Origin of the sequence: Halomonas sp. AOP7-E1-9 (assembly GCF_052376035.1) — a bacterium.
Classification (GTDB): Bacteria; Pseudomonadota; Gammaproteobacteria; order Pseudomonadales; family Halomonadaceae; genus Vreelandella; species Vreelandella citrativorans.
Window position 1 is genome coordinate 21,399 of record NZ_JBQSVC010000003.1, and the last position, 20,087, is coordinate 41,485.

A 20,087-nucleotide genomic window follows, 5' to 3' on the forward strand; every position below is an offset into this window, starting at 1 on the left:
GTCGGCATCGCCCCTCGCCTTGGCTTAACCTGCTCAGTGCTTGAGAAAAACGTCCCTCTAAAGCCTCTGAATAAGCTACCAGACTAAAGTCCATGTTGAACATTTTCTCCATATGTTCAACATATAGGCAATCCTAATAAAGAATAATCGACTGGAGCCACTATGCTGCACATCGCCGTATTTCTACGTTTAACCCTACATCGCATACCGTGTTTCAGGGCCTATCGAAAGTGAATTGCCATGGACGTCAGGTGATTTGCTCCTTCGGTTTCTATAGAGGCGGTCACTAATTTCTTAGTCGCCATATCTATCATTTAAGGCTCTACCCATGAAAACTCCAAAGCTTACGTATCTGGAAAAGGTTGGATTCGGCAGCGGCGATATGGCGATCAATGTCGTTATATCTTCGATGTTTCTGATTATCTCTTACTTCTATACCGATATTTTTGGCCTAAAACCCAGCCATATGGGGATTCTATTTCTAGTAGCGCGGTTAATGGATGCAGTGACTGACCCGCTTATGGGTATTATCACCGATAAATTCAATACGCGTTATGGTCGTTACCGCCCTTACTTCTTGATTTTTTCAGTACCTTTTGGGATCTCGGTACTACTACTTTTTACTACACCCGACTGGAGCTATAACGCTAAGCTGGTGTGGGCATACTCAACCTACCTGTTTGTCACGCTCATGTTCACGGCGGTGACCATCCCCTATATTTCCTTAATCGGAGTACTGTCACCGGACCCGCAAGACCGGCTACCTGCCAATGGATACCGCTTGTTTTTTGCCAAGATTGCCGCCTTCCTGGTAACGATCATAGTGCCGATACTTGCCGAATTTGTGGGTGGAGATAATCTTGCCTTGGGCTACCAGGTATCCATGGGCTTAATGGGAGGACTCGCTACCCTGTTATTTCTGTTCTGTTATTTCACGACTACCGAGCGCGTCCAGCACACTATCGATACGAAACCACTGAAAGAGCAGTTTCGCCTGTTAATCAAAAACGATCAGTGGATGGTGCTATGTGCGGTCTGCTTTACAGGCACGCTAGGTTATGTGATTCGCAGCTCGGTGGCGGCCTATTACGCTAAATATTATCTCGATGCTAACGCGACAATGCTGTCAGCCTTCTTAACCGTGGGCGTTAGCGCAGCCATCTTGGCCATGGTGGCTTCAACCTGGATCACCAAACGCTACTGTAAACTCAACCTCTTCCGCTGGAGCCAACTCGCCGTCGGGGTGCTGAGCGTTATCATGTTCTTTGCCGTCTCTCCGGGCGATATCGTGCTGGCCTTTATTCTGTATTTCCTTATTTCCTTTGCCGTTGACCTGCATGCTCCGGTTTTCTGGTCGGCTATCGCCGAGTCAGTAGATTACGGAGAAGCCAAGACTGGGCGGCGTGTCTCAGGACTGGCGTTCGGTGGTATTTCATTTTTTCAAAAAGCAGGCATGGGGGCAGCCGGTTTCCTGGTAGGCATCTTGTTAACCTATTTTAACTATGAGCCTAATACTGAACAGAGTGCGTTTACGCTAACCGGTATCGCGTTGATGCTTTCTATCATTCCTGGCGTCTTTCATACGCTGATGGGCAGCTTAATGTTCAAGTACCATATTACTGATCGCTATTATGAAAAAATGAAAGCAAACCTTTTAGAGGGCTCCCCGCTACCTGAAACGCCGCCAAAGCAACAACAGCGGCCTATCTACCGCGCAACGAACCTATAACGCGCAACGAACCTATAAGAAGAGAGACCATAATGACGATGAGGCCTTTGATAGAACAACGCGCAGACCCGTTTATTCATAAGCATACCGACGGCTTTTATTACTTCACGGCTTCGGTGCCTGAATATGATCGTTTAGAGTTACGCCGGGCATCAAGCATCGAAGCCCTTGCCGATGCCAGTACCGTCAGCGTATGGCACAAGCCAGATACAGGCCCTTTAAGCGAACTGATTTGGGCACCGGAACTGCACTTTCATGCAGGGCGTTGGACTATCTATTTTGCGGCGGCTCCCAGCCGAGAGATTAAAGACGGTTTATTCCAGCACCGCATGTACGCAATTAGCACTGACGCGGAAAACCCTCTGACCGGCACATGGAGCGCGCCCATTCAGGTCGAGACGGGCATCGATAGCTTCTGCCTCGACGCAACAACGTTCTCTCATCATGACAAACTCTATTACCTATGGGCGCAGAAGTCGCCTGACATCCCCGGCAACTCCAACCTCTATATTGCACCCATGGAAGCGCCCGACACGCTATCAGGGCCGCCGGTTCGTTTGAGTATTCCTGAATTTGAGTGGGAGACGCGTGGCTTCAGTGTCAACGAGGGGCCTGCGGTTCTGTGCCGACATGGCCGAGTGTTATTAACCTACTCGGCAAGCGCTACCGATGAAAACTACTGCATGGGCTTGTTGTGGGCCAATGCCGATGACGACTTGCTTGATCCTTCCAGCTGGACGAAGCTGCCAAACCCCGTTTTTCAGAGCGACTCGCCCAATAAGCTCTTCGGGCCAGGGCACAATAGTTTTACCGTTTCTGAAGACGGCCAAACGGATCTACTGGTGTATCACGCGCGCACGTATACCGAGATTGAGGGCGACCCCCTGTGGGATCCGAACCGACATACGTACGTCAAACGCATCCAATGGGACGCAGAAGGATTCCCTCTTTTCGGAAAACCCTCATCACCTGATTAATGGTTTATTTTCCTGCGAATGCTTTAACGTTCCGCGTTAACCCGCCACCAACGACTCCATATGCCCTTGCGTTTGGCTTGAGTCGTTGATGGCACCTCTCTATAGCGTGAACGGCCATCACTCGATAAACGCATCCGTTACGTCACGATGACCGTACAAGAAAGCGTCGGCTACTTGGCGCAGTGGCGCGACATCTACTTCGCTGCGCCCCGCTGCGATAAGCTCGGCGAAGTAAGTATAAAGACCTTCATACTCCTTCTCTTCAGCGTCGACTATCTGCTGACCTTCAATCGTTAGGCGGCAACCACCGTCGGTCAGGCTTACGCGCCCGCCATCAGTATCAATGTGAATATCCCAGGTTTGCGGGCCGGTCTGACGAAAATCAAACACCGCTTCAATAGCCGTATCCAGGTGGTCCGTAAAAGAGAGCTCAGCGGCAATCGGTGTCTGGCAATTTTCTGGCACCTGCAACCGCGCCTGACGCAGGAAAAACGGTTGCGGCAGGATGGCCGTGGCAATGGAAAGCGCGTTAATACCCGGGTCGAATACGCCCATTCCACCGGGTTGCCAGATCCACGCTTGGCCTGGATGCCATACCCTTACGTCCTCTTTCCACTCAATATCAACTCGCCGAATACTGCGCTCTGCTAACCACTGTTTGGCATGGGCAACGCCCGGTGCAAAACGTGAATGCCAGGCAGCAAACAGGCTAACCCCTTGCTGGTCAGCCACTGCGATCAAGTCCTCTACTTCACTTAACGTGGCCCCTGGCGGCTTTTCCAGCAGCACATGCTTGCCACGCATTAACGCAAGGCGCGCTTGAGAGTAGCGCAGGTGAGTAGGCGTGCAAATGGCCACGGCGGTTATCTCGGGGTGAGCATCCAGCATGGCCTCTAGCGAGGCATAGCCAGGAGTGCCCGGCAGTACTGCATTAGGGTCAGCTGTGGCGACAAACTGGCAGCTAGTGACCGCTGCCATTGCAGGAATATGCTGATCGCGGGCAATTTTACCCACCCCGACCAGGCCAATCATTACGTGAGACATACGTTTGCCTTGTTAGCAAAAGTGGGATCAATGTAAGGTTCAGCGGCGCTCGATGTTAAGCCCCAAAGAGCTGGGTTCCAAAGAGCTGGGTCCCAAAGAGCTGGGCTCCAGGGTGCTGGCACTGTTCTCAAGCCCCAGCGCCTTTGCGGTACCCGCCAACACGGCCTGAGCCGCCAAAAACGCCTCCCGAGGGCGGCGCAGACGAATACTTTCCATTAGCTGGCGATGCTGCTCCAAACTCTCATCAGGGTCCGGGGCGCTCTCATTGGACATCGATACCAACATATAAATGGAAGGGCGCAAGATATGGGAAAGCTGTGCCCAAACGATGTTGTGAGTCGCCTTGAAGATCGCTTCATGAAAAGCAACATCGCATTCACTATGCAGACGCCGCTCTTCAAGACAGGTGGCATGACGCAGGTTCTGGCCCAACCCTTCAAATGCTTCTTCGATAGCCACCAAATCGTGCGCCGTGGCACGCTTGGCAGCGGTCATCGCCACATAAGGTTCCACATCCAAACGAAAAGCCAGTATTTCACGCTGGATATCAGGGTTTGGCGCAGCATACCGCGTTAACCAATGGGTCACCTGGGGATCAAGGATATGCCACTCAGAATACTCACGAACCTTGGAGCCATGCCCTGAAATACGCTCAATAATACCCGCATCCACCAACTGACGAAGATCGCTACGTACCGCCGAGCGATTAATAGCAAAGCGTTCACACAGATCCAGCTCCCGAGGCACAAAATCGCCGGGCTGATAATGCCCTGCGAAGATAGCTTCGGCGAGATGTTCGGCAATACTGGGCCGAGCAACAGGCTTACTGAGAGATGACGTCACTATGATTCAACCCTATTACAATTCTTCTCAATCATAACGTAATCAACCTCTCCAAGCATGGGCGTAATACAAGCGGATGGTACTGATGATTTCCCCTTGATTAATGCTCATGGCGACATCGTGATATTGGCAACTCCCTTTAAATCCAGGGAGCCGCTATGACGTTACGCTTTCTTTGTGATAACGTCGACACATACAAAAGTATATGTTGAACATACTGGCAATAAGCTCAACAGTTCGTCTACGATGAATAGCACTTTCCAAATAATGGCGTCAGCCACCTCTAACAAGCAGCGCTAGCACTCTCCCGGATAGCCCGCTTGGGGTGACATGACACCGCCTCATGCCATTCAAGACACCATTGGGTTGCCTGCTGTTTGCCATGCAAATGAGCAAGCGCTTGATGTATTAACAAGGACATGTCGCTATGCGGTTGATTCAGTACACCGAACAAGAAACACTAAAAGTCGCATTGGTAGAGAGCGCTGAGAAAGTTCGCCCCATCGCCATAGAGGGCGGCACTTACGCGCTAGCCAAAGCCGCTATTGCCGCTGGGGAGTCGCTTGAACAAGCCATTAAATCACGGCTTGGCGACACGCTGGTTGATTACCAAACGCTCATCGACGAGCAGCGCCTGCTGCCGCCGCTCACGCATCCCGACCCCGCCCACTGCCTGGTGACCGGCACCGGCCTCACCCACTTGGGCAGCGCCGATACGCGATCCGCCATGCATGCCAAAACTCAAGTGGCCGAGGAGGAGCTGACCGACTCCATGCGCATGTTCAAACTCGGCGTTGAAGGCGGAAAGCCTTCCGATAACGCCGAAGGGTCGCAGCCGGAATGGTTCTATAAAGGCGATGGCGACTGCATCGTCGCGCCGGAAGCAGACATGCCTTCTCCCGCGTTTGCCCAGGATGCTGGTGAAGAACCAGAGCTTGCGGGGCTCTATATGGTGGCTGACGATGGCACTCCGTGGCGGATTGGCTACGCTGTGGGTAACGAATTTTCCGACCATGTTACCGAGCGTTTTAACTACCTATGGCTGGCGCACTCTAAACTGCGCGCCTGTAGCGTTGGGCCAGAGCTGTTGATCGGAGAGTTGCCTACCCACCTTGAAGGCACCAGCCGCATTGTGCGCGATGGTCAAACATTGTGGGAAAAGCCATTTTTAACCGGTGAGTCCAATATGGCCCACAGCCTCGCCAATCTTGAGCACCACCACTTCAAATACGCAGGCTTTCGCCGCCCGGGCGATGTCCACGTCCACTTCTTCGGCACGGCTACTCTTAGCTTTGCTGACCAGATTCAAACCCGCGATGGTGACCGTTTCGAGATCACGCTTAACGATTTTGGCCGCTCACTACGTAACACGCTACGCATGCCAACGAATCACAAGCACGAAACAACCATCGTCAACGCGCTTTAACAGGAGGCTACATGACACTGCAAGGTACACTGCTTATCGGTCAACAGGCCGTCACCGGTACTCAAGCCGATATTGTTGCCGTTAACCCGGCCACCGGCGAAACGCTGGAGCCGCGCTATCCCGGTGGTAGCCGCGCCGAGGTTGAAAAAGCCTGCCAGCTTGCCGAAGCGGCGTTTGATCAATACCGCGAAACCTCACTTGAAGCGCGCGCTCACTTCCTGGAAACCATTGCCGAAGAAATTGAGGCCATTGGTGCTGACCTGACCCAGCGCGGCGTGGCCGAAACGGGCCTGCCTGAAGCGCGCCTTGAAGGCGAGCGAGGCCGGACCTGCGGTCAGCTGCGGCTGTTCGCCTCGGTAGTACGTGCGGGCGAATGGCTGGATTTACGCCACGACCCGGCCCAGCCTGATCGCCAACCCATGCCGCGTGCCGACTTACGTCAGCGCCATATTCCGCTTGGCCCCGTGGCCGTGTTCGGTGCCAGCAACTTCCCATTGGCTTTCAGCGTAGCAGGGGGCGATACCGCCTCGGCACTGGCAGCAGGCTGCCCGGTGGTGGTCAAGGGCCACTCTGCCCACCCCGGCACTTCTGAGCTGATAGGCCGCGCTATTCAACGCGCTGCGGCCAAGTGCAACATGCCGGAAGGGGTGTTTTCGCTGCTGTTCGGCTCAGGTCGCGATATTGGCCAGGCGCTGGTCTCAGACCCGCGTATTAAAGCGGTTGGTTTTACCGGCTCACGCAGCGGCGGCATGGCCTTGATGGCGACTGCCCAGGCGCGTCCCGAGCCGATTCCCGTTTATGCCGAGATGAGCAGCATCAACCCGGTATTCCTGTTCCCCGAAGCGCTGAAAGCACGCGGCAACAAGCTTGCCGAAGGCTTTGTCGCTTCGCTGAACATGGGTGCCGGCCAGTTCTGCACCAACCCTGGCCTGGTCATTGGCCTCAAAGGCGCTGACCTGGATGCGTTTATCTCTACCGCTGGGGAAGCCGTTAAAGCCAGCGGCGCCCAAACGATGCTGACGCCCGGCATCCATGAAGCGTATCAAAGCGGTGTCTCCGCCCTTTCGGGCCAACCAAGCGTCAAGGAAGTGGCCCGTGGTCAGTCAGGTAGCGGCCCGCATAGCTGCCAACCGGGGCTATTTGTGGCCAGCGCTCAGGACTTCCTTAACGATGACGCGCTTCAGGGCGAAATCTTCGGCGCTGCCTCGCTGGTCATTGAGTGCGCTGATGCGCGGGAGATGCAGCGTGTTGCCGACCAGCTCGAAGGTCAGCTGACGATTACCCTGCAAATGGACGATGGCGACCTGGAGGCCGCAAAATCACTTCTTCCCACGCTTGAGCAGCGCGCCGGCCGACTCCTGGCCAATGGCTGGCCGACCGGGGTTGAAGTGGGTCACGCGATGGTGCATGGAGGACCGTTCCCGGCAACGTCCGACAGCCGCACCACGTCCGTCGGCAGCGCCGCGATTTATCGCTTCCTGCGCCCCGTTTGCTATCAGGACCTGCCTGCTGGCTTACTGCCAGAAGCATTGCGCGACGATAATCCTTTTAAGGTTTCGCGACTGGTGGATGGTAAGCGGGAATATTAAACAAGACGGTAAATAGCAACTCATCAGGACATATACTGCCTGAGACCTTTTATTAACATGCTAAAGACCTCGCCACACCAAGCCCCCGACAGGGGGCTATATCCCATGTTAAACGTGGAATATTTTAGCGAAAAAACGAATTATTTTATGGAACGGAGCGCGGTACGACGGTCACCACTTAAACGTTAATTCATCCCAGGCATTAACCTCCTATAGCCTACTGAGGACAGCCCTGTCCAAGACGAATTTTGACTAGCGGCGCCTGTTATTCAACCGTAAACATCCTGCACATATGCCCGAAATGCTAATTTACGGATTTATCTATTTCACAGGCTGATTTCTCTTTCGTCGTGCGATAAACACTATCCAAGTGAGCAAGCATCGCTCGCTCGGCCGCATCGGGATCACCGCGTTTCAAAGCATCAACAATGCGAGCATGCTCCCCATAACTCCGCTCAATCGCACCGTCCTCAACCATTACTTGGCGGCGTATACTAAGCCCATACCCGTAGAGTTCTTGAGCATAACGCAACAACAAGGAATTATTAGCATACTCAGAGATAAGTTTATGAAAGCTCTGATCAGATAGCTGAAAATAGACAGGCGAATCGAATAGCTTGCTCTGTGCGTCAAGCAATCGCTCCAGCTTTTGAATGCCTTCCATATCTATTCTAATAGCAGCTCGCCTAGCAATAGCAGCTTCGACAATAATCCGGCTCTCGAAAACACAGTCCAAATCGAAGCTCTCCATCTCGCTTACCCGGCAAGCCTCTTGGGTATCTGTAAAACGTGATAGAGCATGCTCATCTGCACTTATACGTGTTTTACTGCCTTGAGAAACGCTTATCAAATCATAGGCAGCCATTTGAGCAAGAGCACCTCGTACTGTCTCTCTACTAACTTCAAAAAGCTGTGCCAACTCGCGCTCGCTAGGCAATAAATCTCCCTCTCTTAGCAGTCCTGTTTTAAGCATATCAATTAGTTTTTCAACCAGTACTTCCTTTTTAGTTTTATTTTTGAGAGCTTTTTCAAAAGCAAATGCTGAATTAGACATAAAATTTTCCCATCTCAACTGGTCTATATACTAGACCAAAAACGACCATGATTTCCACATATGATCACCCTTTAGACAAAGGTATATATTTACCGACCCCCTATTGACTAACAAGGCCATAGGAATCTAAATTGCCTACCGACTGGTCCGGTAATCCAACCAGCATACCAGACAAACACAATAAGCCTAAAAAGAAGGGGCTCGTCATGTTCAAACTCTCTCTCAGCGCTACGGCTTTAGCTTTGGTCTTGTGTTCTTCGCAAGCCCAAGCTAACCAAGAAAAAATTGTATTCGCTATTGGTGGATCATCCCAAAGCTTGCAAGGCCAAACCGCATTGGAGTTTAAACGCCAACTCCAAGAGAGATTAGGCGACGATATCCAAATTGAATATTACGATAGTGGCCAGTTGGGAGATGAGCGCCAACTTATCCAACGCCTACGCATGGGCACCGTCGACTTAGCTGCAATTTCATCGATCATGTCATCTGTAGCGCCAAATTTTGCTCTTTTCGATCTTCCTTACTTGGTCAGCGATCGTGACCATTTAAAGAAAATAGATGATGAAATTGTTATGCAGGATCTTGCTGAAGGAGCAGAGGAGCAAGGCTTAAAAATTATCTCTACATGGGAAAACGGTTTTCGTCAAATTACCAACAGTCGCCGAGCTATCACTACTCCCACTGATCTAGAAGGACTAAGAATTCGCACTCCTCAAAGTGACTGGCGAACCCGTATGTTCTCAACGTGGGGCGCCAACCCTACTCCCATGGCTTTTTCAGAAGTATTTGTTGGGCTCCAAACAGGTGTAATCGACGGACAAGAAAACCCTCTCAGTAATATTTACGGCGCTCGGCTTCACGAAGTTCAAGAATATTTATCGCTAACGAACCATGTTTATACACCTATATGGCTAACCGCCGGTTTAGGCAAGTGGGATCAATTCTCAGATGAGGTTCGTGATGCAATTAGCGAGGCGGCTGCTGAAACTCAATTATGGGCTTTTGCAAGAGGCGCTGAATTGGATCAAGAGCTGCTAGATACGATGCGAGATTCCGGCGTTGAAATTAACGAAGTGGACCGAGAAGCATTTATCAGTGCCAGTGTTCCTGTATATGAGGCGTTTGCTGAGCAAGTTGAAAATGGTCAAGCATTAATAGATCGCGCCATGAGCCTAGCCAACGATTAAAAAGTATTTACCTTTTGGGCGTCATTACAGACGCCCATGCGTCCAGCAACGGGTATAAAAAATGGCACTAATTGAAAAGCTGCGGTTTCTAATCGAAAAGTTATTAGAAATCTTTACCGTTACTTTGCTACTTGCTCTTACTTTCATAGTACTTGCAGCTGTGGCATTTAGAACCTTTGGAAGCTCTATTACCTGGTACGATGAGGTAGCATCTATAGGACTTGCCTGGTTAACTTTTTACGGTGCCAACCTGGCAGCCATTAAACGTGCGCATATGGGATTTCCAGGGCTTGTAAGCAATGCTCCCTCAGCTATCAGAGCTAGCTTATTTGTTTTAAGCGAAGCTATTGTGATTGGTTTCTTCTTGATAATTGCTTATTACGGCTACCGAGTCTTGGACATACTGGCATGGGATCGCTTGGTTTCTCTTCCTAGTATTAGCCTTACGATTACCCAATCGGCAGTCCCTATTAGCGCGGCATTGTTTATTCTTTGTGAACTGTTATCTCTACCTGGCGCTTGGAAAAAGATGAAAAATGGCGTCGACAGCGAGCATGAAGCTATCGAAGAAGCAATTCGTTTAGCCGAGGAAGATTTAAGGGAGAGTCGGCCATGATTTTACTAGTAGTTATCGCAGCCTTATTTTCTTTGGTGCTTATCAATGTACCTATTGCAGTCGCAATTGGAGCTGTAGGTGTTATTGGTGTTTTTATAAACATGGGGCCTCAGCATCTTCTTAATGTTCCCTTAACACTTTTTAATGGTGCTACTAACTTTCCGTTAATTGCTATTCCGTTATTCATCTTTGCTGGCGCACTGATGAACACCTCTGGCATTTCTACCCGACTGATCAATTTAGTGACAGCTATGGTGGGATTTGTAAGAGGAGGCCTGGCGATGGTTAATGTTGGTGTATCAATGTTTTTTGCTGAAATTTCTGGCTCCGCTGTTGCAGACGTAGCAGCGACAGGCTCTATTTTAATTCCAGAAATGAAACGTAAAAACTACAACCCCGAGTTTTCTGCAGCTATCACGTCTTCGTCTGCATCCTTGGCTGTCATTATCCCTCCTTCTTTATCAATGATTCTTTACGGAGCGATCGCCGAGGTTTCTATTGTTCAGTTATTCGTAGCAGGCATTATCCCAGGGATTCTTGGCGGCATCGGCCTTGCATGTTTCTGTTACTACTATGCAGTTAAGTATAACTTGCCTCGCGAAGAAGCCTTTTCTCTTCGCCGCTTAGGTAAAGCTTTCAAGGAAGCTGCCTGGGCCTTATTACTACCAATTATAATTCTAGGTGGCATATTTGGTGGCTTGGTTACTGCAACTGAAGGAGCGGGCATAGCCGTACTGGCTGCCTTAATTATTGGCGGACTTATATATAGAGAACTTAACTTAAAAGTTCTTTATCGTGCGGTAACAGATGGCGTTATACAAACGGCCGTTGTTATGTTACTAGTCGCAACATCAGCAGTACTAGGGCTATTTCTTACAGAAATGCAACTCCCGCAACAACTGGCGCAACAAATCACTACTTTAACTGAGAATCCTATTGCGGTATTAGCACTACTCAATATTTTACTACTTTTATTAGGTATGTTCCTGCATGGGGCAGCAGCAATCATTCTAGTAGTGCCAATAGTAATGCCGCTAGTCACTCAAATCGGCATTGATCCAATTCACTTTGGCTTAATCCTGACGCTTAACTTAGCCATTGGCCAGCAAACGCCTCCTGTCGCGTCTGTACTTGCCACCGCCTGTTCAATTGCTAAAACCGATATGTGGAATACTACCCGGGTTAACCTCCCTATGATCGGTGTATTGTTTATCGTATTACTATTAGTAACCTATATTCCTGCAGTTTCTCTCTATTTAGTTGATCTGTTTTATTAAAATCGTTTAACAGGAGTTCTATATGAAAGATTCAAAACCTGTAATCGCGGTAATCCTAGGTGACCCTGCTGGTGTTGGCCCAGAGCTAATCGCTAAGCTATTCAATGAAGCCGACCTTTTTAAAGATGTACATACCGTATTGCTGGGTGATCGCTGGCTGTGGCAAGAAGGACAACGTGTTGCAGGCATTCACCATAATTTGGTTGAAATAAGCGAATTTAGCCAAGCACGTTTACACTCCACCCCAGTATTTTTACCAACAGAGAGTGTTGCTGAAAGTGACATTAGCTATGCACAAGAAACAGCTGCTGGCGGTGCTTCCGTACTCGCATTGTTAAAACGCTGTATGAGTGCAGCGCTAGACAATGAGGTAGATGCGATTTGCTTTGCGCCTTTAAATAAATACTCCATGAAAAAAGGCGGGCTTGAGTATGAAGACGAGTTACATTTCTTCGCTAACTATTTAAATGTTAAGAACTATTTTTGTGAGTTTAATACTTTGGGCAATCTGTGGACGGCCCGAATTTCCTCGCATATTCCACTTAAAGATGCGGCCGAATATATCACTGAAGAGCGTATTGTCGCGGCTAGCCGATTGATGTACGACGCACTGCAACTAGCAGGCAATCCAGAGCCACGCGTTGTAGTAGCAGCCTTTAATCCTCATGCAGGGGAAGGCGGCACTTGTGGACGCGAAGAAATCGAGATCATTACGCCTGCGGTTGAGGCGTGCAGAGCCCAAGGCTATCCAATTAGTGGCCCCCTCCCCGCCGACACCCTATTTATTAAGGCTCGTGATGGCGAGTTTGATGCAGTGGTCACCATGTACCACGACCAAGGCCAAATTGCGATCAAACTAATGGGCTTTATGGAGGGCGTAACTGTACAAGGAGGCCTTCCCATCCCCATTACTACTCCTGCCCATGGCACGGCATTTGATATCGCTGGCCAAGGAAAAGCTAATGTTAGTCCAACTCGTAACGCCTTCATCATCGCTTGTCGGATGGGCAAGAACCTTCGTCAACAGCGACTGAACACCAATATTTAACCAAATACTCACTTAAGGAAAACCTTAATGAAAATCACTAATGTCCGCACCCGCGTATTTGAATGGAAAGGCCATACTGTAACGCCGACCCCTCACTTTTGCTCCAACGCAATGGATGAGCTTTGGGATAAAGGAGATTCCATGGGCACCTTCCGCTTCCATGGATGGACGGTGGTTGAAATTGAAACCGACAACGGCATTGTAGGGCTTGGCAATGTGGCGTTAGCACCACGTATCGCTAAAGCAATTATCGATCAGTATCTTGCCCCGCTAGTAATTGGCCAAGATCCTTTTGACTACGAATATCTCTGGCAACGGATGTATCGCTCCACGCATGCATGGGGTCGTAAAGGCATCGGTATGGCGGCAATATCTGGAGTCGATATTGCTATTTGGGACATCATGGGTAAAGCCGTAAACAAGCCTGTTTTTAAATTATTAGGAGGTCGCACAAAAGAGAAAATTCCTTGCTACGCATCCAAACTTTATCGCACTGATCTAAAAGGCATGCAGGAAGAAGCACAGTCTTATCTTGATCAAGGTTTCCAAGCGATGAAGATGCGCTTTGGCTATGGTCCCAAAGACGGCCCTTCGGGCATGCGCGAAAACCTGAATAGCGTTGCGGCAGTGCGTGAAGTAATCGGCGATGATATCGACTTAATGCTTGAATGCTATATGGGCTGGAACCTCGAGTATGCCAAACGCATGTTACCTCGATTGGAACGCTTTCAGCCACGATGGCTTGAAGAGCCAGTGATTGCTGATGATATTGATGGCTACGCAGAGCTCAACCAACTTACCAGTATCCCTATTTCAGGCGGCGAGCACGAGTTCACTTCTTATGGCTTCCGCCAACTGCTTGAAAAACGTGCAGTTTCTGTTATCCAATACGATACTAATCGGGTTGGCGGCATTACCGCCGCGCATAAGATCAATGCTCTTGCTGAATCGTTTAGCGTACCTGTCATCCCTCATGCAGGTCAGATGCATAACTATCATTTAACAATGTCTACGCTTGCATCTCCTATGTCCGAATTCTTCCCAGTACACGATGTAGAGATTGGTAACGAGCTGTTTTATTACCTGTTTGAAGGTGATCCTGAGCCAGTCAATGGGTTTATCGATCTTGACGATAATACGCCCGGCCTCGGCTTAAAGCTCAACGAACGTTATTTTGATCAGTTCCATATCATCGAATAAGAGTCTTACTAATGCGAATCGTACAAGTGAAAACTTCTCGCGGCATTCGTGCCGCGGTGGTTGAAAGTTCAATTCAGCTTCGTGTGATTGATTACCCCGGAGGGACCTATGCGTTAGCAAAGGCCGCTCTCGACGAGGGCACCTCTCTTACTGCATTCATTGAATCTCATCGTAGCCATGATTTGTTGGATTACAATCAGGCAATAGATTTAGGTTTACTGCTGCCTCCGCTTACACATCCTGACCCAGCCCACTGCTTTGTTACCGGCACTGGTTTAACCCATCTGGGCAGCGCCGATACCCGCTCTGCAATGCATGCAAGTGTACAAGCTAACAATGAGGAACTTACTGATTCCATGCGTATGTTCAAGCTTGGAGTTGAGGGAGGTAAACCTCTTGCAGGCACAATGGGAGCTCAACCCGAATGGTTCTATAAAGGTGATGGCAGCATCGTCGTTCCCCCAGAAAGCCCATTTACGGTGCCGTTTTTCGCCGAAGATGCGGGCGAAGAGCCTGAGTTAGTTGGCCTTTACATAAATGCTGCTGACGGTACTCCATATAGGGTTGGCTATGCCGTTGGGAACGAGTTCTCCGACCATATCACTGAGCGTGCTAATTACTTATGGTTGGCGCACTCTAAACTACGCGCTTGCAGCTTTGGCCCTGAATTATTCCTGGGTGAGCTCCCTGATCATTTAGAGGGCACTAGTCGAATTGTTCGCGAGGACAAAATTCTATGGGAAAAAACATTTCTTACCGGAGAGGCAAATATGGCGCATAGCTTAGCCAATCTGGAATACCACCATTTCAAGTACGCCCAGTTTCGACGCCCAGGCGATATACATGTGCATTACTTTGGCACTGCAACGCTCAGTTTTGCTGACAATGTTTCTGTGCGTGACGGTGACCGTTTTGAGATTGATCTACCTCTTCTTGGCCGCAAGTTATGTAATCCAGTCAAATTTATGCCAGAAGAGAATCCTGCAATGAAAAAAGTGCAATCTATCTAGAATTACCGCGCTAACTTCGAGGCCACCATAGTGATAACCAAGTTCTATTTATTAAAAAAAGTTATAGCTACAACGTTATCGGTGGCTCTCCTTGCTCCATTTGCCTACACCCAAGCGGCTACAACATTAACACTGGCCCATGCACACCCAGTAGATGACTCTCAACATTTGGCCGCGTTACGCTTCGCCGAGAGAGTAAAAGAACGTAGCGGCGACGAAATTAATATTCGTATTTTTCCAAATGGCCAACTCGGAAATGATCAAGCCATGATCACTGGTGTCCGTAGTGGAACAATTGATATCGAATTATCTGGCAATCCTTATTTTAGTGGATTAGCTAGCCAACTTAGCTTGCTTGATCTGCCATTTCTTTTTGATAACTACGATCAAGCATATCGAGTATTAGATGGAGAGATAGGACTGAACTTACTTGCAAGCATGCGAGAGAAAAACCTGGAAGGCCTCGCATTCTGGGAAATTGGATTTCGTAATTTAACCAACTCGCGCCGTGCAATCGAGTCAGCTAATGATATCAAAGGGCTGAAATTAAGAACGACACCTAATCCAGTGCATATCGCTGCATTTGAGGCATTGGGTGCCAATCCAGTCCCCATGCCTTTCGCAGAGCTTTTCACTGCATTAGAAACCAGAACAGTAGACGGTCAAGAAAATCCCGTTAGCTTAATTCGCTCGGCGAGCTTATATGATGTTCAAAAACATCTTTCACTAACGGCACATGCCTATACCGCAGCGCCATTGGTTATGAATAAAAATCGCTTTAGTGAGCTATCGGAAGAACAACAGCTCATATTGCGTGATGAGGCACAAAGCGCTGCTCAATATCAGCGCCAAATTAATCAAGAGAGGATATCTAGCGACTTGGAATTTCTTAAGAACAAGGGGATGCAAGTCGTAGAACAGCCTGATCGTGCGTCTATGCATGGCAGGGTAGCTGAATTAGTTCGTAACGAATTTACTGCTCAGCACGGTAGCGAATTACTTGATGCAGTTGAGCGTACGAAGTACACGAATTAATCCGTGAATCGTCACATTGCGGTTTATCGATGAGGCTATAAGAGCATGCAGATAAATGAACATCGACAACGTTACCTTAATAGTGGAGAAGATCAAGATCTTCCCATTATAGATGCACATCTTCATTTCTGGGATCCTCAATCTAATTACCATCCATGGCTGTGTGATGAGCCAATGATCCCTTTTCGATATGGAGACTATAGCAGCATTCGAATACCTTTTTTTCCACAGGACTACCAGCAACAGTGTGGACATCACAACGTACTTGGATGCGTTTACATGGAAGCTGAATGGCAGCATGGGGATGCGCTAAAAGAGGCTCGCTGGGTACATGCCCTTAACGGTAGAACCTGCTGGCCAAATGCCATGATTGCTCAGGCTTGGTTAGATGCGGATAACATTGATGCTCAACTAGAAAAGCTATCGGCTTGGCCGCTAGTGCGCGGAGTCCGGCATAAACCAACCACCATGCCTCGCGATAAGTACAAAGCCAATCACAGCATGCCAGGCTCTCTCAAATGCCCTCGATTTCAACGCGGCTATGCGCTACTGGCTCAGTATAAATTCATCTTTGAGCTACAAGTTCCATGGTGGCATCTAAACGAATTAGTTTATTTATTAGAGCGTTACCCAGATGTACCAGTAGTCATAAATCATGCTGGCGTTCCCAATGATCGCACACATGAAACACTAGCAGGATGGAAAGAGGCATTAGAACAAGTTGCCGCTTATCCACACGTCATGCTTAAACTTTCTGGTATAGGCCTAAAAGATCAGCCTTGGCGGCTAAAGGACAATACTTGGCTAATTCATACTGCTTTAGAAACTTTTGGAGCAGAACGTTGTATGTTTGCCAGCAACTTTCCTGTTGACGGTTTAGTAACCGATCTTGAAGCATTATGGGGCCACTTCAAACAACTTAGCTCAAAACTTACTCGTAGTGAAAAATTATCCGTATTTTGTGACAACGCATTACGAAGTTATTTACTAGCACCGCCCGCCCAGGAACCCCTTGGCCATAACTCCACAAGAGCTATAAAACCATTAATAAACTAAGGACTTTATTATGACACGCCATAATCATATTTTCTCTATTACCGTTTTGGTTGCAGGTCTTAGCTGTATTTCACCACAAACCTTTGCGGCAGATATTAGTGCTCGTCTCGGGACCAGCCTTCCGGATTCGCATCCTCAAACCTTAGGAGCTCATCATTTTGCCGAGCTAGTCGAGCAGAAAACCAATGGCGATGTTGATGTACAAGTATTCAGTAACGGGATTCTTGGTAGTGATGTCAATATGACATCAATGGTTCAGGCTGGAACGCTGGATCTCACTGTTCCTTCAACAGCCACCCTATCAAGCCTAAACCCAGACTTTAGCATTATCAGTTTACCATTCCAATTCGATGACGAAGCGCATGCAGATGCGGTATTGGATAGCCCTGTCGGGGCAGCTCTTCTTGCCAGCCTTAACGATAAAGGATTAGTAGGACTTGGCTTTTGGGAGAACGGCTTTAGGCATATTACTAACTCAAAGCGCCCCATTGAGAACCTGGAAGATTTAAGCGGCCTAAAAATTCGCACAATGCAAAATGCTTTATATATAGACCTTTTTAATGGGCTCGACGCTAATGCTGTCCCAATGCCGGTTAATGAGCTATTTACCGCACTTGAAACTAATACCGTTGATGGTCAGGAAAACCCTTACACTGTCATAGACACCAAACGCTTTTATGAAGTTCAAGATTACTTATCTCAGACATCGCATGCGTATGATGCACTGGTTTTACTTACATCAGATCGGTTTATGAATAAACTAAGTGATACCCAGAGGGAAGCTATTAAAGAAGCTGCACGAGAAGCAACCCTTTACCAGCGCAGCATTAGTAGAGAATTAAATCAAGAATTATTGTCAGAATTGAGTGAAAGAATGCAAATTAATGAAGTACCTCTCGTCGAACGTCAACATATGCATCAGCAACTTAATAGCATGCTTGAACAACATCGTGAAGTACTAAGCCCAGAGTTTGTAGCTGATTTCGATAACGCAATTAACAACAGTCGTTAGCATTATCGGATTTTCGAGAATGATTCTGATTATTACGATAGTAAAGAGGCATGTTTTTACATGTCTCTTGGGGGCAATCGCTCATGTATAAACACGATAGAACCACTGTTCCTTCCTCAGAGGGACCAGTACATAAAAAAGCACTTGGTATTGCTATACAAGTTGCATTTTTGGCTAAAGGAGTGGAGCGTTTGCTCAACTTTCTAATGGTCTTGGCATTGATCAGCATGATCACCCTTGTATTTACCAACGTGGTATTGCGCTATGGTTTTAATAGTGGCATTTCAGTCAGTGTTGAGTTGTCTCGATTTCTCTTTGTCTGGATAACTTTTCTGGGTGCCGTTACGGCTTTACTGCGTCACGAACATTTACGCGTTACAACGCTGTCAGAACGTTTTCCTGTGCTTGTGCAGGCTGTACTTAATCGACTGGTAACACTTGTCATGCTGGGATGCTGTTTGATGTTATTAAACGGAAGTTATTATCAGACACTGCTAAATTGGGACAACATTTCTCCAATTAGCGGCATTCCAGTGGGTGTTTTTTACTTGGCAGGCTTAATAGCTGGGCTACTAATGTCAATTATACTTTTTTATCGGCTTATCATGCCATCAACCTTTCAGGGCACCCACAAGCTAGATAAAGAAAAGGATATTTAGCATGACAATTACGCTTTTTCTTGGCTCTTTACTTGCATCTATAGGCTTGAGCATCCCGATTGCTTTCGCATTGCTAGTAAGTGCTGTCGTATTAATGTTACACCTTGATCTTTTTAACTCTCAAATATTGGCTCAAAATTTGGTCAATGGAGCAGATAGTTACACGTTATTAGCAATCCCCTTCTTTCTGGTTGCCGGAGAGGTAATGTCACGAGGCGGCCTGTCAAAGCGCATAGTTGCGTTAGCGATGACATTAGTGGGCCATCGTAAAGGCGGCCTAGGCTTTGTAGCCATTTTTGCAGCTATTATCATGGCTAGCTTATCTGGTTCTGCGGTAGCAGATACTGCCGCATTGGCCAGTATGCTTCTACCGATGATGCGTCAAGCAGGTTATCCGCTTGGTCGTTCCTCCGGATTAATGGCAGCAGGTGGTATTATTGCTCCCATTATCCCTCCGTCTATTCCTCTTATTATTATTGGTGTGGCAGGCGGCATTTCAATTAGTAAACTTTTTTTGGCAGGTATCGTACCTGGACTCATTATGGGAGCCACATTAGTGCTAATGTGGCTATTTATGACTCGTAAAGAGGATTTGGTTGTTGCAAAAAAGGCAACCCGTGCAGAACGGTGGGAAGCTTTAAAAAAGAGCTTTTGGGCTATACTACTACCAGTCATTATTATCGGTGGTATTAAAACAGGGATTTTTACCCCAACGGAAGCTGGCGTAGTAGCTGCTGTATATGCAATTTTTGTTGCTACTGTTATTTATAGAGAATTAAATATAGCTGAACTTTACAGCGTTTTAACGCAAGCCGCACGTAGCACTGCTATTGTAATGTTTCTGGTAGCAGCTGCCATGGTAGCTTCATGGCTCATTAGTATTGCTCAATTACCGATGATGGTTGCTGATCTACTTTCCCCGTTAGTTGATAATCCGCGATTATTAATGCTAGCAATTATGGGGATAGTGCTAATCGTTGGTATGGTCATGGATCTGACGCCCACTATTCTGGTGCTCACGCCTATACTAATGCCAATCGTTAAGCTTGCAGGCATTGACCCAGTCTACTTTGGCATTATGTTTGTTCTTAACTGCGCTATTGGTTTAATCACTCCGCCGGTCGGCAATGTTCTTAATGTAATCACTAGTGTCGGCAATCTAAAATTCGAAAAAGCAGTTTCAGGTGTTATGCCATTTGCCTTGGCATATATGGTTATTCTTTTGCTGTTCGTCGCCTTCCCACAAATCATTACCGTACCTCTTTATTGGCTAGCTGGATAATTCTTTAATCAATGTAAAACATGTCTGCTTTGCAGGCTTAAAC

Annotated in this window: 18 protein-coding genes; 15 read left to right on the forward strand and 3 right to left on the reverse strand. The window is 48.0% G+C overall.

Annotated features, from left to right (window positions below; translation table 11 throughout):
- Positions 1-328: 328 nt before the first annotated feature.
- Together ACT3R4_RS02710 and ACT3R4_RS02715 are read left to right on the forward strand one after the other, a co-directional pair.
- Positions 329-1,729, forward strand: coding sequence for an MFS transporter (locus tag ACT3R4_RS02710; RefSeq protein WP_441677568.1), 1,401 nt, complete (start codon positions 329-331; stop codon positions 1,727-1,729).
- 32 nt (positions 1,730-1,761) lie between these two features.
- Entirely contained in the window at positions 1,762-2,706 is a 945-nt protein-coding gene (locus ACT3R4_RS02715) for a glycoside hydrolase family 43 protein (RefSeq protein WP_193054273.1), read from the forward strand.
- 117 nt (positions 2,707-2,823) lie between these two features.
- Here ACT3R4_RS02715 and ACT3R4_RS02720 read toward each other — a convergent pair whose 3' ends face one another.
- On the reverse strand, positions 2,824-3,750 hold the full coding sequence (locus ACT3R4_RS02720; RefSeq protein ID WP_193054272.1) for a Gfo/Idh/MocA family protein: 927 nt from the start codon (positions 3,748-3,750) through the stop codon (positions 2,824-2,826).
- A 39-nt stretch (positions 3,751-3,789) separates the two neighbouring features.
- Positions 3,790-4,593 carry a FadR/GntR family transcriptional regulator gene (locus tag ACT3R4_RS02725; RefSeq protein WP_287076821.1) on the reverse strand — a complete coding sequence of 268 codons (804 nt, stop codon included), beginning with the start codon at positions 4,591-4,593 and terminating at the stop codon, positions 3,790-3,792.
- Between the two features lie 427 nt (positions 4,594-5,020).
- On the opposite strand from ACT3R4_RS02725, the gene araD1 (ACT3R4_RS02730) reads away from it, so the two are divergent.
- Together araD1 (ACT3R4_RS02730) and ACT3R4_RS02735 are read left to right on the forward strand one after the other, a co-directional pair.
- A complete protein-coding gene (araD1, locus tag ACT3R4_RS02730) occupies positions 5,021-6,019 on the forward strand; it encodes an AraD1 family protein (RefSeq protein ID WP_193054271.1) in 999 nt (332 codons plus the stop codon).
- Positions 6,020-6,030: 11 nt separating this feature from the next.
- Complete coding sequence (locus ACT3R4_RS02735) at positions 6,031-7,608, forward strand: aldehyde dehydrogenase (NADP(+)) (protein ID WP_441677565.1); 1,578 nt, start codon at positions 6,031-6,033, stop codon at positions 7,606-7,608.
- A gap of 304 nt (positions 7,609-7,912) precedes the next feature.
- Here ACT3R4_RS02735 and ACT3R4_RS02740 read toward each other — a convergent pair whose 3' ends face one another.
- The gene (locus tag ACT3R4_RS02740) at positions 7,913-8,662 is read right to left on the reverse strand and encodes a FadR/GntR family transcriptional regulator (protein ID WP_087111148.1); all 750 of its coding nucleotides are present in this window, start codon (positions 8,660-8,662) and stop codon (positions 7,913-7,915) included.
- Positions 8,663-8,868: 206 nt separating this feature from the next.
- On the opposite strand from ACT3R4_RS02740, the gene ACT3R4_RS02745 reads away from it, so the two are divergent.
- From ACT3R4_RS02745 to ACT3R4_RS02795, 11 genes are all read left to right on the forward strand, one after another.
- A complete protein-coding gene (locus tag ACT3R4_RS02745) occupies positions 8,869-9,849 on the forward strand; it encodes a TRAP transporter substrate-binding protein (protein WP_087111146.1) in 981 nt (326 codons plus the stop codon).
- Between the two features lie 61 nt (positions 9,850-9,910).
- Positions 9,911-10,465: a TRAP transporter small permease gene (locus ACT3R4_RS02750; protein ID WP_441677563.1), complete on the forward strand. Its 555-nt coding sequence runs from the start codon at positions 9,911-9,913 to the stop codon at positions 10,463-10,465.
- On the forward strand, positions 10,462-11,742 hold the full coding sequence (locus ACT3R4_RS02755) for a TRAP transporter large permease (protein WP_441677561.1): 1,281 nt from the start codon (positions 10,462-10,464) through the stop codon (positions 11,740-11,742). Before ACT3R4_RS02750 ends, ACT3R4_RS02755 begins: the two co-directional genes overlap by 4 nt.
- Positions 11,743-11,764: 22 nt before the next feature.
- The gene (locus ACT3R4_RS02760) at positions 11,765-12,790 is read left to right on the forward strand and encodes a 4-hydroxythreonine-4-phosphate dehydrogenase PdxA (RefSeq protein WP_087111138.1); all 1,026 of its coding nucleotides are present in this window, start codon (positions 11,765-11,767) and stop codon (positions 12,788-12,790) included.
- A gap of 27 nt (positions 12,791-12,817) precedes the next feature.
- A complete protein-coding gene (locus tag ACT3R4_RS02765) occupies positions 12,818-13,990 on the forward strand; it encodes an L-rhamnonate dehydratase (protein ID WP_087111136.1) in 1,173 nt (390 codons plus the stop codon).
- Between the two features lie 11 nt (positions 13,991-14,001).
- Positions 14,002-15,000, forward strand: coding sequence for an AraD1 family protein (araD1, locus tag ACT3R4_RS02770; RefSeq protein ID WP_441677558.1), 999 nt, complete (start codon positions 14,002-14,004; stop codon positions 14,998-15,000).
- A gap of 30 nt (positions 15,001-15,030) precedes the next feature.
- Positions 15,031-16,035, forward strand: coding sequence for a TRAP transporter substrate-binding protein (locus ACT3R4_RS02775; protein ID WP_441677556.1), 1,005 nt, complete (start codon positions 15,031-15,033; stop codon positions 16,033-16,035).
- Positions 16,036-16,080: 45 nt separating this feature from the next.
- Complete coding sequence (locus tag ACT3R4_RS02780) at positions 16,081-17,091, forward strand: amidohydrolase family protein (RefSeq protein WP_441677555.1); 1,011 nt, start codon at positions 16,081-16,083, stop codon at positions 17,089-17,091.
- A gap of 10 nt (positions 17,092-17,101) precedes the next feature.
- The gene (locus tag ACT3R4_RS02785; protein WP_441677553.1) at positions 17,102-18,103 is read left to right on the forward strand and encodes a TRAP transporter substrate-binding protein; all 1,002 of its coding nucleotides are present in this window, start codon (positions 17,102-17,104) and stop codon (positions 18,101-18,103) included.
- A gap of 83 nt (positions 18,104-18,186) precedes the next feature.
- Entirely contained in the window at positions 18,187-18,762 is a 576-nt protein-coding gene (locus ACT3R4_RS02790; RefSeq protein WP_217883892.1) for a TRAP transporter small permease, read from the forward strand.
- 1 nt (position 18,763) lies between these two features.
- Entirely contained in the window at positions 18,764-20,044 is a 1,281-nt protein-coding gene (locus ACT3R4_RS02795; RefSeq protein WP_441677551.1) for a TRAP transporter large permease subunit, read from the forward strand.
- Positions 20,045-20,087 lie beyond the last annotated feature (43 nt).